The sequence below is a fragment of the Mesorhizobium sp. B2-3-10 genome (assembly GCF_006442275.1).
Classification (GTDB): domain Bacteria; phylum Pseudomonadota; class Alphaproteobacteria; order Rhizobiales; family Rhizobiaceae; genus Mesorhizobium; species Mesorhizobium australicum.
Map to the genome: position 1 here is coordinate 301,391 of NZ_VFVT01000002.1, position 13,068 is coordinate 314,458.

18 protein-coding genes are annotated in these 13,068 nt (G+C 61.6%); 13 read left to right on the forward strand and 5 right to left on the reverse strand.

Features of this window, described 5'->3' with window-relative positions; translation table 11 throughout:
- The first annotated feature begins 81 nt into the window (after positions 1 to 81).
- The 3 genes from FJ943_RS08115 to purB are packed head-to-tail and all read left to right on the forward strand — an operon-like array spanning position 82 to position 2,693.
- Positions 82 to 804, forward strand: coding sequence for a DUF2259 domain-containing protein (locus FJ943_RS08115; protein WP_140720637.1), 723 nt, complete (start codon positions 82 to 84; stop codon positions 802 to 804).
- A 56-nt stretch (positions 805 to 860) separates the two neighbouring features.
- Positions 861 to 1,325, forward strand: coding sequence for a hypothetical protein (locus tag FJ943_RS08120; RefSeq protein WP_140720639.1), 465 nt, complete (start codon positions 861 to 863; stop codon positions 1,323 to 1,325).
- A gap of 60 nt (positions 1,326 to 1,385) precedes the next feature.
- Positions 1,386 to 2,693, forward strand: a complete 1,308-nt coding sequence (purB, locus tag FJ943_RS08125; protein WP_140720640.1) for an adenylosuccinate lyase — start codon at positions 1,386 to 1,388, stop codon at positions 2,691 to 2,693.
- 46 nt (positions 2,694 to 2,739) lie between these two features.
- Here purB and FJ943_RS08130 read toward each other — a convergent pair whose 3' ends face one another.
- Positions 2,740 to 3,552 (reverse strand): VOC family protein, encoded by an 813-nt coding sequence (locus FJ943_RS08130; RefSeq protein ID WP_140720642.1) that lies wholly within the window; start codon positions 3,550 to 3,552, stop codon positions 2,740 to 2,742.
- A gap of 244 nt (positions 3,553 to 3,796) precedes the next feature.
- Between FJ943_RS08130 and FJ943_RS08135 the strand changes: the two genes are divergently transcribed.
- Both FJ943_RS08135 and FJ943_RS08140 read left to right on the forward strand, forming a co-directional pair.
- A complete protein-coding gene (locus FJ943_RS08135; RefSeq protein ID WP_140616988.1) occupies positions 3,797 to 4,345 on the forward strand; it encodes an alpha/beta hydrolase in 549 nt (182 codons plus the stop codon).
- 173 nt (positions 4,346 to 4,518) lie between these two features.
- Positions 4,519 to 5,811: an acyltransferase gene (locus FJ943_RS08140; RefSeq protein ID WP_140720644.1), complete on the forward strand. Its 1,293-nt coding sequence runs from the start codon at positions 4,519 to 4,521 to the stop codon at positions 5,809 to 5,811.
- On the opposite strand, the gene FJ943_RS08145 is transcribed toward FJ943_RS08140, so the two are convergent.
- Positions 5,718 to 6,491: an HpcH/HpaI aldolase/citrate lyase family protein gene (locus tag FJ943_RS08145; RefSeq protein WP_015318133.1), complete on the reverse strand. Its 774-nt coding sequence runs from the start codon at positions 6,489 to 6,491 to the stop codon at positions 5,718 to 5,720. The genes FJ943_RS08140 and FJ943_RS08145 overlap by 94 nt on opposite strands.
- 110 nt (positions 6,492 to 6,601) lie before the next feature.
- Positions 6,602 to 6,922 carry a DUF1476 domain-containing protein gene (locus tag FJ943_RS08150; protein WP_015318134.1) on the reverse strand — a complete coding sequence of 107 codons (321 nt, stop codon included), beginning with the start codon at positions 6,920 to 6,922 and terminating at the stop codon, positions 6,602 to 6,604.
- Positions 6,923 to 7,196: 274 nt separating this feature from the next.
- On the opposite strand from FJ943_RS08150, the gene purC reads away from it, so the two are divergent.
- The 7 genes from purC (at position 7,197) to FJ943_RS08185 (ending at position 10,998) form a co-directional block, all read left to right on the forward strand.
- The gene (gene purC, locus FJ943_RS08155; RefSeq protein WP_013532127.1) at positions 7,197 to 7,991 is read left to right on the forward strand and encodes a phosphoribosylaminoimidazolesuccinocarboxamide synthase; all 795 of its coding nucleotides are present in this window, start codon (positions 7,197 to 7,199) and stop codon (positions 7,989 to 7,991) included.
- 42 nt (positions 7,992 to 8,033) lie between these two features.
- Positions 8,034 to 8,276, forward strand: coding sequence for a phosphoribosylformylglycinamidine synthase subunit PurS (purS, locus tag FJ943_RS08160; RefSeq protein ID WP_015318135.1), 243 nt, complete (start codon positions 8,034 to 8,036; stop codon positions 8,274 to 8,276).
- A gap of 19 nt (positions 8,277 to 8,295) precedes the next feature.
- Positions 8,296 to 8,550, forward strand: coding sequence for a hypothetical protein (locus FJ943_RS08165; RefSeq protein WP_140720646.1), 255 nt, complete (start codon positions 8,296 to 8,298; stop codon positions 8,548 to 8,550).
- Entirely contained in the window at positions 8,547 to 9,215 is a 669-nt protein-coding gene (purQ, locus tag FJ943_RS08170) for a phosphoribosylformylglycinamidine synthase subunit PurQ (protein ID WP_015318137.1), read from the forward strand. Before FJ943_RS08165 ends, purQ begins: the two co-directional genes overlap by 4 nt.
- A gap of 64 nt (positions 9,216 to 9,279) precedes the next feature.
- On the forward strand, positions 9,280 to 9,945 hold the full coding sequence (locus tag FJ943_RS08175) for a glutathione S-transferase family protein (RefSeq protein ID WP_140720648.1): 666 nt from the start codon (positions 9,280 to 9,282) through the stop codon (positions 9,943 to 9,945).
- Positions 9,942 to 10,349: a hypothetical protein gene (locus tag FJ943_RS08180; protein ID WP_015318139.1), complete on the forward strand. Its 408-nt coding sequence runs from the start codon at positions 9,942 to 9,944 to the stop codon at positions 10,347 to 10,349. Before FJ943_RS08175 ends, FJ943_RS08180 begins: the two co-directional genes overlap by 4 nt.
- 7 nt (positions 10,350 to 10,356) lie before the next feature.
- Positions 10,357 to 10,998 (forward strand): Pr6Pr family membrane protein, encoded by a 642-nt coding sequence (locus tag FJ943_RS08185; RefSeq protein WP_140720650.1) that lies wholly within the window; start codon positions 10,357 to 10,359, stop codon positions 10,996 to 10,998.
- A gap of 8 nt (positions 10,999 to 11,006) precedes the next feature.
- Here the strand turns inward: FJ943_RS08185 and FJ943_RS08190 are convergent, their stop codons facing one another.
- Entirely contained in the window at positions 11,007 to 11,258 is a 252-nt protein-coding gene (locus FJ943_RS08190; protein ID WP_140717444.1) for a DUF1127 domain-containing protein, read from the reverse strand.
- A gap of 92 nt (positions 11,259 to 11,350) precedes the next feature.
- Between FJ943_RS08190 and FJ943_RS08195 the strand changes: the two genes are divergently transcribed.
- A complete protein-coding gene (locus tag FJ943_RS08195) occupies positions 11,351 to 12,760 on the forward strand; it encodes a PLP-dependent aminotransferase family protein (protein ID WP_140720652.1) in 1,410 nt (469 codons plus the stop codon).
- A gap of 75 nt (positions 12,761 to 12,835) precedes the next feature.
- Here FJ943_RS08195 and FJ943_RS29565 read toward each other — a convergent pair whose 3' ends face one another.
- Positions 12,836 to 13,000 (reverse strand): hypothetical protein, encoded by a 165-nt coding sequence (locus FJ943_RS29565; protein ID WP_015318143.1) that lies wholly within the window; start codon positions 12,998 to 13,000, stop codon positions 12,836 to 12,838.
- Between the last annotated feature and the right edge of the window lie 68 nt (positions 13,001 to 13,068).

Here is a 13,068-nt window from a genome sequence, read left to right on the forward strand (position 1 = left end):
GATGCATCGGCCCTGGTCCGCATGACGTTTTGATCTCGTCGTGCTAGGGATTGAAGCGATCAGGCCGAAGGAGCGATGACAATGCGGACGCTTTTCCTGTTTGCCGTTTGCCTGGCCACGCAGTTCGCGGCGTCGATTGCCCAGGCCGGCGATGTCGCGGAGCTCGAAATCCTGGGCTTCACCCGGGATGGCGGCGTGTTCGCCTTCGAGGAGTACGGCATCCAGGACGGGTCGGGCTTTCCCTATGCCAACCGGTATTACATCGACACGAGCAACGACAGCTTTCTCAAGGGCACGCCGGTCAGGGTCCGGCTCGACGACGAGAAGGCAACGCTCGACGCTGCCCGCCTTCAGGCCCGGCAAAAGGGCGAGGCCATTGTCAGCCAGGCCGAGCTGAGTGCCAACCGCGGCATCACCGCCGGCTCCAACCCGGTGACCGAGCTTTCGGCCGATCCACATCGCATAGTGGTCAATCCGCGACCGATCTTTTCCCCTGTCGACCAGCCGCTCGAGTTCCGGCTCGACGAGATCGGCATGAATGACACCGAAAGTTGCGCCAGCCAGGGCGAGATCAATGGCTTCCGGTTGCTGCGTATCGAGGCGCGGGATGGCGGCGCCACCAAATTGCTGCACGAGGACAAAGCGATCCCCAAGAGCCGGGGCTGCCCGAACGGCTACCGCATCGGCGCGGTGCAGACGTTCTCGATGGACAGCCTCAGCGCTTATGCGGTGCTGATCGCGGTGCGCCAGTATGGCTTCGAAGGGCCGGACTTTCGCTGGATCGCCGTGACCGGCCACCTGTGACAGAGCTTGTCCAACCCGTCAGGCGCAATCGCGCCCTGCACCACCTTCGCGGCGCCATGCCGACACTGCGTGCAGCGCTTCTCGGTGCGCTGCTGTGGGCCGCCGCCATGGGCGCCAGCGCACTCGTCAACCTGTTGCTGGACAATTGGGTGACGCCGGGCAAGATCCGCACCGTGTCCCTGCTGTTTGCCGTCGGCGGCGCCCTGGCCTTTCCGGTTGGCCTCTTTGCCGCACGGCTGGTTTCGCTCGGAAGGGGCCGGGAGGTCGCCTTCGCGGCGATATTCGTAGGGCTTGCTGCCGCAACGATCGGCCTCACCGCCCTGCTGTATGCCCTGCAATACCGCTCCTACTATGCCGAATGGCATGCGCCCGTATTCACCTTCACCTGGGGCTTTCAGCTCGCCTTCACGATGGCGGTGGCGTCCTACCAGTTCGTGGTGCTGGGCATCCGGCTCTATTTCCCGCTTGGTTTCGTCGCCTTGTTCGCCGTCAGCCTCTGGTTTGCACGGCAGCAGCGTTGAGCATTTGGGCCGCCTCTGTTAGGACGCGGACAAATCCCTCCGACACATCAGGAATGACCGATGATCCCTCGCTATTCCCGGCCGGAAATGGTCGCCATCTGGTCGCCCGAAACCCGGTTTCGCATCTGGTTCGAAATCGAGGCCCATGCCTGCGACGCGCTGGCCGAACTGGGGGTCATCCCCAAGGAAGCGGCCAAAACCATCTGGGAAAAGGGAAGCGCGGCCGAATTCGACGTCGAGAAGATCGACGCGATCGAGCGCGTCACCAAGCATGACGTTATCGCCTTCCTCACCCATCTTGCCGAATTCGTCGGGCCCGACGCGCGCTTCATCCATCAGGGCATGACGTCTTCGGACGTGCTCGACACCTGCTTTGCGGTGCAACTCACCCGCGCCAGCGACATTCTGCTGGCCGACATCGATACGTTGCTTGCAGCGCTCAAGCGCCGCGCCTTCGAGCACAAGGACACCGTCACCATCGGCCGCAGCCACGGTATCCATGCCGAGCCGACGACCTTCGGCATAAAGCTTTCGCAGGCTTATGCCGAATTCTCGCGCTGCCGCGAGCGGCTGGTGCACGCGCGCGAAGACATTGCCACCTGTGCGATTTCGGGCGCGGTCGGCACCTTCGCCAACATCGAGCCCTATGTCGAGGAACATGTGGCGGCAAAGCTCGGACTGAAGCCGGAACCGGTGTCGACGCAGGTGATTCCGCGCGACCGCCACGCCATGTTCTTCGCGACCCTCGGCGTTATCGCCTCCTCGATCGAGCGGCTGGCGATCGAGGTCCGGCATCTGCAGCGCACCGAAGTGCTGGAAGCGGAAGAGTATTTTTCGCCGGGCCAGAAAGGCTCGTCGGCGATGCCGCACAAACGCAACCCGGTGCTGACCGAAAACCTCACCGGCCTTGCCCGCATGGTGCGTTCCATGGCGCTGCCGGCGATGGAGAACGTGGCGCTCTGGCATGAGCGCGACATCTCGCACTCCTCGGTCGAGCGCATGATCGGCCCGGACGCCACCGTGACGCTTGATTTCGCGCTGTCACGCCTGACCAGCGTCGTCGACAAGCTGGTCGTCTATCCCGACAACATGCTGAACAACATGAACAAGTTTCGCGGCCTTGTGCATTCGCAACGCGTCATGCTGGCGCTGACGCAGGCCGGCCTGTCACGCGAGGATTCCTACCGGCTGGTGCAGCGCAACGCCATGAAGGTGTGGGAACAAGGCGCTGATTTTCTTGAGGAACTTCTGGCCGACAAGGAAGTGACAGCCGCGCTGCCGGAGGCGCAAATCCGCGAGAAATTCGACTTGGGCTACCACACCAAGCACGTCGACACGATCTTCAAGCGGGTTTTCGGAGGGGCATGAGCTTTCCTTCCCCCGTTTACGGAGAAAAAGCCGTGGTGACGTCCAGTCAAGCCTTACCTGGCACGGTCCTGATCACCGTGCCCCAAGGATCCTCACGGGTCGTTTCGCTGCTCACATTGTCCGAACGCATCTCGACCCAGGCAAGGCCCGAGCGGGAGGGGTCGCGGCGGCCGGCGCCGGCGCTTTGCCAGGCATTGGCGCCGATGTGGTGGTGATAATGCCCCGACGACAGGAACACCGCCTGGCCGCCATATTTGGCGACCGTGTCGAAGCCGAATTCCTGGTTCCACCAGGCTTCGGCCTCTTCCGGTCTGCCGACGCGCAGGTGGACATGGCCGACAACGCTGTTTTCCGGCGCGCCTTGCCATCCCGCATCGCCGGCCGGCACTTCGGCAACGACAGACGGAATGTTCATCCGCTCGGTCGCCATGGCGATCTTGTCGCCGTTCCATTTCCAATCCTGCGGGCGGCGGTCGGCATAGATTTCGATGCCGTTGCCCTCGGGGTCGGTCAGGTAGAGCGCTTCGCTGACCAGATGGTCCGAAGCGCCCTCGATAGCGATCTTGTCTGAGATGGCGTGGTTGATCCAGCGTCCGAGATCGGCACGGCTGGGCAGCAGGAAAGCCGTATGGAACAGGCCGGCGCTGCGCGGATCGTCCGGTTTGGCGGAGCTGTCCGGCTCAAGCACCATCAGCGGACGGCTGCCGGCGCCGAGCGTGATCGCGCCGTCGGCGCGGCTCAATTCCTGCAGTCCGACGACTTTACGATAATAGGCGGCAAGACTCTCTGCATCACGCGCCTTCAGGCCGACGCGGGCGACGCTCACCGGCGTGGTGGCGGCAAATGGCAATTCGCTCATCATTGTCTCCGTTGCGGCGACGTCTCGCGAAGCTCCCAAAGCAAGGAGTCCGGCGGCGCCGATCACTCTACGTCGTGTCAGCGCCAAAATCCCGGTCCTCCACGGCTGTTTCTCTCCCGACAGAGATCGTCGATCTTCATCGTTCACACAAGACAGCGAAAAGCGAACATGGTGTTCACCGTTGCGACCGGAAGCCTGTCCATCAACGGTTGCATGAGGCAATCGCGCTCGCTATCTGAGCGCCATGAAAGTCAAGGACGCAGATATTCTGATCATTCCCGGATACACCAATTCGGGGCCTGAGCATTGGCAGACCCGCTGGCAATCGAAACTGTCGACGGCGCGCCGCGTCGAGCAAGCGGAATGGTCGAAGCCGGTGCGCGAGGACTGGACGGCGAGTGTGGCCAAGGCGGTCAACGAGGCCGAGAGACCTGTCGTTCTCGTCGCTCACTCACTTGGAGTGGCCGCGGCCGTACAAGCCATTCCGCAGTTCCGGAAGCCGGTCGCCGGCGCCTTCTTCGTGGCACCGCCGGACGTCGCGAATCCCAAGATCAAGCCAAGACATCTGATGACCTTCGGCCCTTATCCTCGCGAACCGCTGCCGTTTCCCTCCATCGTGATCGCCAGCCGCAACGACCCCTTCTGCCCTTTCGATGTCGCCGAGGACATCGCCGGCGCCTGGGGCTCGCTGTTCATCGATGCCGGAGAAACCGGCCATCTCAGCGAGGATTCAGGCTTTGGCCCCTGGCCCGAGGGATCGATGACCTTCGCCAAGTTCCTGACGGACCTCTGAGGCGCGCCAAAATCAACGCACGATGGCATTCGATCAAACTGCAGGACTCGAATAAATAATAATTTAAGAGGGCCAGCGTTAACTATTCAGAAGCAGTGGAAATTGCTTTCTGGATGATCATCCGTGCTTGAACCGGGCTGCCAATTCTTCGCCCTTGAAACAGAGGTCAATGCTTGCGCAAGGACGCTTCACTCGAATTCTTGAGAGGTGCCGCAGCGCTTATCGTTCTCAATTGGCATATCTTGTGTGCTTTTGCGCCGTCCGCGGCGGGCGAAGAGGAGGCTGCGCAATCGCTCAAGACAAGTCTGGCTTTCATCGCTTTCAATGGCGGCTCTGCCGTCTACTTGTTTTTCGTCCTCTCTTCCTATGTGCTTGTGAAGCGTTATTTCCAGTCCCGCGACGCACAAGACCTTCGGCTGGGTGCGATCAAACGTTTGCCTCGTCTGGCTGGACCCGTGCTTGTTGTGGTTCTATCGTCCTGTGTCATCTTCAAGCTCGATCTGTATTTCTTCGAGGATGCAGCGGCGGTCGCTCAATCTGAGTGGCTCGGCAGATTCGGCAATGCTTCAAAGGTACTGTCGCGGGAGACAGCGAGTTTCTCCGACGCATTCCTGCAAGGAGCGTGGCGGACATTCATTTACGGCGACAAATATTACGACAGCAGCCTGTGGACCATGACGATCGAGTTCTGGGGCAGCATGCTGACCTTCGCCCTCGCCCCGATCGCCTTTTTCTTCCAAGGCCGCTGGGCGCTATTGTCCTGGCTTTGCATAGCAACAGGCGTATTCTTGGCGGTGCAAGTCAGCTTCTTTTTTTGTGCCTTTCCGGCCAGCCTCCTACTCTATCCGCTTCTCGCCATGGGATTTCGCCCGAATCGATGGGTGAGAGGGGCCATGGCGATTATTTCGCTGGTGCTGCTGGGTTATGCAGGAGATGCTGTCGGAATATACCGGCCCTTCGCCGTGCTCGATATTGCAGCTTCCGATATCGGTTTGCGGCAAGCTTGCGTGGCCATCCCGGCAAGCATCACGCTGGTTTACGCCGTGCTGAGCATGGATGACCCACCGTCATGGCTCTCCGGCAAGGCCGCACGTTTCCTGGGCGACCTGTCTTTCCCGCTCTACCTCGTGCATGTACCCGTTATCTGCTCGTTGGGATCATGGGCGCTGTTGGCAAGCGACTCCGCCGCACTCGGCGCTGCCGCCGCGATATCTGGGTCGATCCTCGCGGCATTGCCGCTGATGGCTTTCAACAACTGGTGGGTCCAGGCGCTCGGCGCTTTGTTCGACAGGATCAGACGCGGCGGATCGGCCGCCACGGCGCTCGCGGTGCAAAGGCCTGAGCAACACGCTGGCGACAGCAGTCCGCTGGTTCAGGATCCGATCGAGTCCCGCATGTCCTTGAGCAAGGTCCTTGCTCCCAATGAAATCAGCGCGTGCTCGGAACCCGTGGCGAGCAGGCGATAGCCCATCGACACGACGCGGCCGGCGATAGCCGGTTCGACGACATAGATCGCCGCATGCTTGCCGGCCTTGCGGGTGCGCTCGGCAACCGAAGCCACCGTCTCCATCATGCTTTCCAGCGTCGAATTGACCGTGGTGCCGTTGGTCCAGGCGATCGAGAAGTCGGACGGCCCGAGGAAAATGCCGTCGATGCCCGGCGTGTCGAGGATACCGTCAAGCGCATCGAGCGCGGCGCGCGTCTCGACCATGGCAAAAGCCATGGTGCGCTGATTGGTGTCGCGCAGCCATTCGGCATAGTCGCCCTTGCCATAGCGGGGAAAGGCATAGGTCGGACCCCACGAGCGCTCGCCGAGCGGGGGATACTTCATGGCCGCGGCGAACAGCTTTGCATCGGCCACCGAGTTGACCATCGGCGCAATGACTGCTTCGGCGCCAAAATCGAGAGCACGGCTGGCCATGTCGAAACGGCCAACGGGAATGCGCACCAGCGCCGGCTTGCCCAGGGCCAGCACGGGTGCCAGGCCGCGCAGGACGCTGTCCTCGTGATGGCCGCCATGCTGCATGTCGAGTGTCACGGCATCGAAGTCCTGCCTGGCGAGGATCTCCACGGTCAAGGCGTCCGGCACGCCCGACCAGGCGGTTACCAGCGTTTCATCTGCGGCAAGACGGGACTTCAGGGACATCTAATCTCTTTCCTCGTTAACGTCGGCAGTTTCAGCCGGAAACCGCCGCAAAGGCAAAGAAAAACCGCCCGGATCGGCCGGGCGGTCGATTGGGCCAGAAAGCGGCCGGATCAGGTGTTCTTGATCTGCTCGATCGCCTGCGCCATCATTTCGTCCATGGTGCGGCGGATCTGGTGATCGGACTGCTCGACGCCGGCGGCATCGAAATCCTTGCGGATCTTGCGGAACACGTCGTGGTCGCCGGCTTCCTCGATGTCGGAAACAACGACTTCCTTGGCGTAGGCGTCGGCATCGGCGCCGGACTTTCCGAGCTTTTCGGCTGCCCACAGACCAAGCGCCTTGTTGCGCCGCGCCGAAGCCTTGAACCGAAGCTCCTCGTCGAATGCGAATTTGCGCTCGAAGCCCTCTTCGCGGTCTTTCATGCTGCTCATGGCGTCCCTCCGGTCAAATCCGATTCGTTGGCAATGGATATGTGTGTTGCCGAAGCACAAACCAAAAGGTCGCGGGCCGGTCAATATGCTTCGTCATATGCTGCGCTGCGGCATTTCAGTCTCGAAAGCGGTTGATTGAAAGGATTTGCCGATTGAGCAAACGGTGTGATTGGGATAGACCCGGCATTGAACGTCACCGTCGCCGCATTAATTCAGGCGGACGGACAGGAAGTGGTCGCTTGCCGCCTGTCCGCAAATCCAGAGAAAAATTCAAATGAAAAATCGCCGCCGCATTTATGAAGGCAAGGCCAAGATCCTCTATGAGGGACCCGAGCCGGGCACGCTGATCCAGTTCTTCAAGGACGACGCAACCGCGTTCAACAAGAAGAAGCACGAGGTCATCGACGGCAAGGGTGTGCTCAACAACCGCATTTCCGAATACATCTTCAATCATTTGAACCGCATGGGCATCCCGACCCACTTCATCCGCCGGCTCAACATGCGCGAGCAGCTGATCAAGGAAGTCGAGATCATCCCGCTCGAGGTGGTGGTGCGCAATGTCGCCGCCGGTTCGCTGTCCAAGCGGCTCGGCATCGAGGAAGGCACCGTCCTGCCGCGCTCGATCATCGAATTCTATTACAAGGCCGACGCACTCGACGATCCGATGGTTTCGGAAGAGCACATCACGGCGTTCGGCTGGGCAAGCCCGCAGGAGATCGACGACGTCATGGCGCTGGCCATCCGCGTCAACGATTTCCTCTCCGGCCTGTTCATGGGGGTCGGCATCCAGCTCGTCGACTTCAAGATCGAGTGCGGTCGCCTGTTCGAGGGCGACATGATGCGCATCGTCGTGGCCGACGAGATTTCGCCGGATTCCTGCCGCCTGTGGGACGTGGCGACGCAGGACAAGCTCGATAAGGACCGTTTCCGCCGCGACATGGGCGGCCTCGTCGAGGCCTATCAGGAAGTCGCCCGCCGCCTCGGCATCATGAACGAGAACGAGCCGCCGCGTCCTACCGGTCCGGTGCTTGTCGCCTCGACCGATGGCCTCAAAGGCAAGCCGCACTGACAGCGGCTTGCGCCCAACGTTCAGAACAGGAGCATGTCCAGCGTGATCAAGGCCCGCATTACCGTCACCCTCAAGAATGGTGTGCTCGACCCGCAAGGCAAGGCGATCGAACACGCGCTGTCGGGGCTGGGCTTCGATGGCGTCGGCCAAGTGCGGCAGGGCAAGGTGTTCGACGTCGAGCTTTCGGAAAGCGACAAGGGCAAGGCCGAGGCCGATCTCAAGGCCATGTGCGACAAGCTGCTGGCGAACACTGTAATTGAGAATTATAGTGTGACGCTTACCTGAAGTTGTGCCGGAGGAACTGATGGCCGAGCGCGATGGAAGCTTGATATTTGAAGGCCGCAAGTCCATTCAATCACGGTTGGACAGGATGGATTTGACGCTCGGAGAGGTAAAATCCGAGCTTGGCTCCATCCGCGGTCATCTGATAGCCACCGAGAGTGACGTGAAGAACATCTATGGCGTGCTCGCTCGCCGGGATGATTGGCTAGAACATATCGAGCGCCGTCTCGACCCGCGCGAACTTGCCGAAGCACAAAGGCCTTACGAACCAAAATGAAATCAGCCGTCGTCCTTCTCCCTGGCCTCAACCGCGACCGCGACATGATCGCGGCGCTGACCAAGATTTCCGGACAGGCGCCGGCAACCGTCTGGCAGACCGACACCGAAATTCCCGATGTCGACCTGATCGCCATCCCAGGCGGTTTTTCCTTTGGCGACTATCTGCGCTGCGGCGCGATCGCGGCACGCATGCCGGTCATGCGGGCGGTCGCCGAAAAGGCGGCCAAGGGCGTCATGGTCATCGGCGTTTGCAACGGTTTCCAGATTCTCGTCGAGGCCGGTCTGCTGCCAGGTGCGCTGATGCGCAACACCTCGCTGAAATTCGTCTGCCGGCAGGTCAAGCTCGAGATCGCCAACGCCAACACCATGTTCACGCGTCGCTACCAGCCGGGCCAGATCATCCGCTCGCCGGTGGCGCATCACGACGGGAATTACTTTGCCGACGCCGACACACTTGCCCGTCTCGAGGGCGAAGGCCAGGTGGTGTTCCGCTATGCCGAAGGCACCAACCCGAACGGCTCGATCAACGACATTGCCGGCATCGTCAACGAACAAGGCAATGTGCTCGGCCTGATGCCGCATCCCGAGAATCTGATAGAAGCAGCGCATGGCGGCAATGACGGCAGAGCGCTGTTCGAAGGCGCCTTGGGCATTGCCGCTTGAAGTTTGCAACCGCAACCTTAAGAATTGCGGCAATTCAAGATCATAGCGTGAGGGAGAGACGGTCATGAAACTCTATTCGCGGCCGTTGTCGCCCTACTCTTCGATCGTGCGGGCGCTGGCCTATATCAAGGACGTGCCGATCAAGATCATCGCGCCGCCGCCCGGTTTTCCGATCCCCGAGGCGTTTCGCGCCATCTCGCCGATGAACCGGATTCCGGTTCTGATCACCGGCTCGGGCGAAACGATCGTCGAATCGGTGGTGATCGCCGAATATCTCGAGGAACGGTTTCCCGAACCGGCTCTGTTGCCGCCCGATTCGAAGGACCGCGCGCTGGTGCGCATGTTTGCCCGCATCGTCGATCTCGACGTACTCACACCGACGATGAAGCTTTTCGAACTGCATTTCGTGCCGAAGCGCGACACTGCCGAGATCGACGCCCAATTCGCCCGTCTGCACCATGGGCTGGCCGCCATCGAGGCACGCATGGCGCAAGGCCCCTTCGCGCTCGGCAGCGACATCAGTTTCGCCGATGCCTGGCTGACGCCGACGCGGTTCATCTTCAACAATTTCCGCGCCATGACCGGCCGCCACGACCTGCTCGACGCCTATCCCAGATTCGATGCCTATGAGCAGATCGCTTCGCAGCATCCGGCATTGTCCAGGGTGTGGGGCGAGATGGCCGATGGCCTGAAGATCTCTCTGTCCGAACTCGAAATGGGTGCCGCTTGATCAAGAACAGGACGATCGCCCTGATCGCCGTGTCAGGCTTTGCCTTGGCATCTTGCCAATCGAGCCCCAAGAGCACGCCCGTGCCGTCGGGCAAGAGCGCCGCGCTGCTCTCCATGGAACAGGTGGCGATATCGGCCCACAAATGCTGGATCGCCAGCAAGGATCCGGCCTTCAGGCAGTATCAGATGGCCAATGAACTGAACTCGTTCAGCGGCACGCCGCGCTTCCTTCTGGTGCCGGCCAAGCACTATGGCGGCAAACCGTTGCTGGTCGTGCAGGCACAGGGCAATTCAAGCCGTGTCGACGTCTTCGGACCGTTGATGAACGACCCGCTTGGCGCACGCATCAGCTCCGATGTCGCGCGCTGGCAAGCGGGCAATCCGGCCTGCGCAGCCACCGCCTGAGCCAGCCATGGGCCGGTTCCTGCAGATCGCGGGATTGGTTGTTGGCCTGATAGCGCTCGCTTTGCAGTTCTCGATCACCATTCCGGCTTCGATGGTAGCGGGCCGCGGCCTGCTCGGCTCGATCGTGTTCTATTTCAGCTTCTTCACCATCCTGACCAACATTGGCGCCGTGCTGGTCCACGCCTCGCTGTTGTCATCCAGCTTCTATGCGTGGCTGCCGGCCTTTGCCGGACCACGGATGCGCGCGGGCGTCGCGGCTTCGATCACCCTGGTGTTCATCGTCTATGCCACGGTTCTGGCGCGGCTCTGGCAGCCGCAAGGCCTGTTCCTGCTCTGCGACATCCTGCTGCACTACGTGACGCCGGTGCTGTTCGTGCTGTGGTGGCTGATATCGGGCGCCGATGGCAGGACGCGATGGAGCGACATCTCCTGGTGGGTGCTCTATCCCATCGCCTATCTGGCCTATGCGCTGGCGCGCGCGCCGCTGGCGGGCGAAGTGCCCTATCCCTTCCTCGATGTCGCCAGGAACGGCGTTGAGAGCGTCGCCGTGGCCGCGCTCGCCATAACCACACTTTTCCTGGTGATATGCGTCGTCGCCGTTTTCGTCGACCACGCTATCGGGCGCCTCGGGAGCAAAGGCACCCGGTAGACGGGCCGCTATTCCCAGAGCGGCTTGATGCCTTCGCGGTGAGCGTCGCAGCGTGAGATGCCGATGTCCTTGAGTTGATCGTCGGTCATCTCCAGCAGCGCCAGTCGGCCGCGCCGGCGCTCCAGCAGGCGGTCGATCCATTTCGCCAGCGAACTGACCACATGCACAATTCGGCCGGCGAAGCCGCGCTGCCCGGACGGGCGAGCAGGCTGACCGAGCAATTGGGTTGCCGAGTGGCGGAATGTTCCGATTGTATTCATTTTCTTTCTGCCAAATGTCAATTGCACCCTTGGTTGGTGCACTGCCGATATGTATTGACTCCCAAAACGGTGCAATATAGAAAATTGTCACCATGACAAATTGGGTTCCAGATCTCACCGGCTCAGGCCCGCTGTATCAGCGTCTCGCGGATTCCATCGAGGCGGATATCGACCGAGGAGTGATCGGCGCGGGGGCAAAACTGCCGCCACAGCGCGACCTTGCCTACGACATCGGTGCCACGGTCGGCACCGTCGGGCGGGCCTATCAATTGCTGCGCGAGCGCGGTCTCGTCAGCGGCGAAGTCGGACGCGGGACCTATGTGCTTAGCCAGAACATCGGGGTTACGAAGCCGGAGGCGCCCGACACCAGCGTGGAGGGCACGCGCTATGTCGATGCTCCCAAGGGCAAGTTGCGGTTCGACAGCACGGCAGCCCCTGATATCGGCCAGGGCGCCGTTGTAGCCGACGTCCTGTCGCGCACCGCACAGGACCATCCGCATGAGATCTCAAGTTACACGCGCGACTTCCCGGATCGCTGGTACGAAGCCGGCGCCCGTTGGCTGTCCCGGAATGCCTTCCGGCCAACGATCGATACAATTGTGCCTACCCTCGGTACCCACGCCGCGGTGATGGCCGCGATCGCGGCCCTGACCACGCCCGGCGACTATGTCGCCTTCGAGCACCTCACCTACTCCCAGATTTCCCGCAGCGCCGGCCTGATCGGCCGGCGCACCGCGCTGGTTGCCTCGGACGATGAAGGCCTCGATCCGGCGGATTTCGAACGCGTCTGCGCGCAAAAGCACCCCAAGATGATCTTCCTGATACCGACGGCGCAGAATCCGACCCTGGTGACCTTGTCGTCGGCGCGACGCGAGGCGATCGCGCGTATCGCCCGTGATTACAACGTCATCCTGATCGAGGATGACCTCTACGGCCATTTGACCGACGACCCGACACCGCTGCTTGCCGAATTCGCGCCCGAGCGCACCATCATCGCCGGCGGCCTGTCGAAGTCGGTCGCCGCCGGACTGCGCGGCGGCTGGCTCTCCTGCCCGCCCGCCTATCGCCATCGCATCCGGGTCGCCCACAAGATGATGACCGGCGGCATGCCATTCCTGCTGGCGGAGGTGAATGCCCGGCTGGTGCTTTCCGGCCAGGCCAGCGAAATCCGCAAGCGCAGCATCGCGGAGATCAGCGCCCGCATGTCCATAGTGCGCGAAAGTTTGGCGGGCTTCTCATTCAGATCGCACGACAAGGTGCCGTTCGTCTGGCTCACCCTGCCCGATCCCTGGCTTTCCGGCACGTTCAAGAATGCCTGCCTGGAGCATGGCGTGCTGATCGACGATGAGGATGAATTCAAGGCGGGGCGCTCGGAGCGGGTTTTCCATGGGGTGCGCTTCGGTGTTTCGCAGCCGAGCGGGCGCGAGGATGTTGCCGGCGGCGTCGCGGTGATCAGGCGGCTGCTGGACGAGGGCCGCGCGGGCTACGACAGCTTTTCCTGAACCGTTCGCGGCCACCCGCCCTGCTGCCTCGAGACGTCGACTTGCGACACTGGACTTGTCAGAACCAGACCCGGATCAACCTTCGGCCTTGAAGTTCTTGGCTTCCTTCTCGGCTTTTTCCTTGCCGTGCTTCTCAGCCAATTCCTTGGCCTGCCGCGGCGAAACGTCGGTGGTCTCCGCGATATGGAGAGCTTCCTTGTCCGAGAGGCGATTGTCGTTCTTGCCTTGCTTGGTAGCCATGATTCTGTCTCCTCGGTGATAGGGACCTAACGACCGGGGCATCGGAGCGTTCCCCATTTTGGTTTTGC

What these genes read in the sequence shown, in the direction of transcription:
- FJ943_RS08115 (WP_140720637.1), top strand. Translation starts at nt 82, where the DNA reads ATGCGGACGCTTTTCCTGTTTGCCGTTTGCCTGGCCACGCAGTTCGCG.
- FJ943_RS08120 (WP_140720639.1), top strand. Translation starts at nt 861, where the DNA reads ATGCCGACACTGCGTGCAGCGCTTCTCGGTGCGCTGCTGTGGGCCGCC.
- purB (WP_140720640.1), top strand. Translation starts at nt 1,386, where the DNA reads ATGATCCCTCGCTATTCCCGGCCGGAAATGGTCGCCATCTGGTCGCCC.
- FJ943_RS08130 (WP_140720642.1), bottom strand. Translation starts at nt 3,552, where the DNA reads ATGAGCGAATTGCCATTTGCCGCCACCACGCCGGTGAGCGTCGCCCGC.
- FJ943_RS08135 (WP_140616988.1), top strand. Translation starts at nt 3,797, where the DNA reads ATGAAAGTCAAGGACGCAGATATTCTGATCATTCCCGGATACACCAAT.
- FJ943_RS08145 (WP_015318133.1), bottom strand. Translation starts at nt 6,491, where the DNA reads ATGTCCCTGAAGTCCCGTCTTGCCGCAGATGAAACGCTGGTAACCGCC.
- FJ943_RS08150 (WP_015318134.1), bottom strand. Translation starts at nt 6,922, where the DNA reads ATGAGCAGCATGAAAGACCGCGAAGAGGGCTTCGAGCGCAAATTCGCA.
- purC (WP_013532127.1), top strand. Translation starts at nt 7,197, where the DNA reads ATGAAAAATCGCCGCCGCATTTATGAAGGCAAGGCCAAGATCCTCTAT.
- FJ943_RS08165 (WP_140720646.1), top strand. Translation starts at nt 8,296, where the DNA reads ATGGCCGAGCGCGATGGAAGCTTGATATTTGAAGGCCGCAAGTCCATT.
- purQ (WP_015318137.1), top strand. Translation starts at nt 8,547, where the DNA reads ATGAAATCAGCCGTCGTCCTTCTCCCTGGCCTCAACCGCGACCGCGAC.
- FJ943_RS08175 (WP_140720648.1), top strand. Translation starts at nt 9,280, where the DNA reads ATGAAACTCTATTCGCGGCCGTTGTCGCCCTACTCTTCGATCGTGCGG.
- FJ943_RS08185 (WP_140720650.1), top strand. Translation starts at nt 10,357, where the DNA reads ATGGGCCGGTTCCTGCAGATCGCGGGATTGGTTGTTGGCCTGATAGCG.
- FJ943_RS08190 (WP_140717444.1), bottom strand. Translation starts at nt 11,258, where the DNA reads ATGAATACAATCGGAACATTCCGCCACTCGGCAACCCAATTGCTCGGT.
- FJ943_RS08195 (WP_140720652.1), top strand. Translation starts at nt 11,351, where the DNA reads ATGACAAATTGGGTTCCAGATCTCACCGGCTCAGGCCCGCTGTATCAG.
- FJ943_RS29565 (WP_015318143.1), bottom strand. Translation starts at nt 13,000, where the DNA reads ATGGCTACCAAGCAAGGCAAGAACGACAATCGCCTCTCGGACAAGGAA.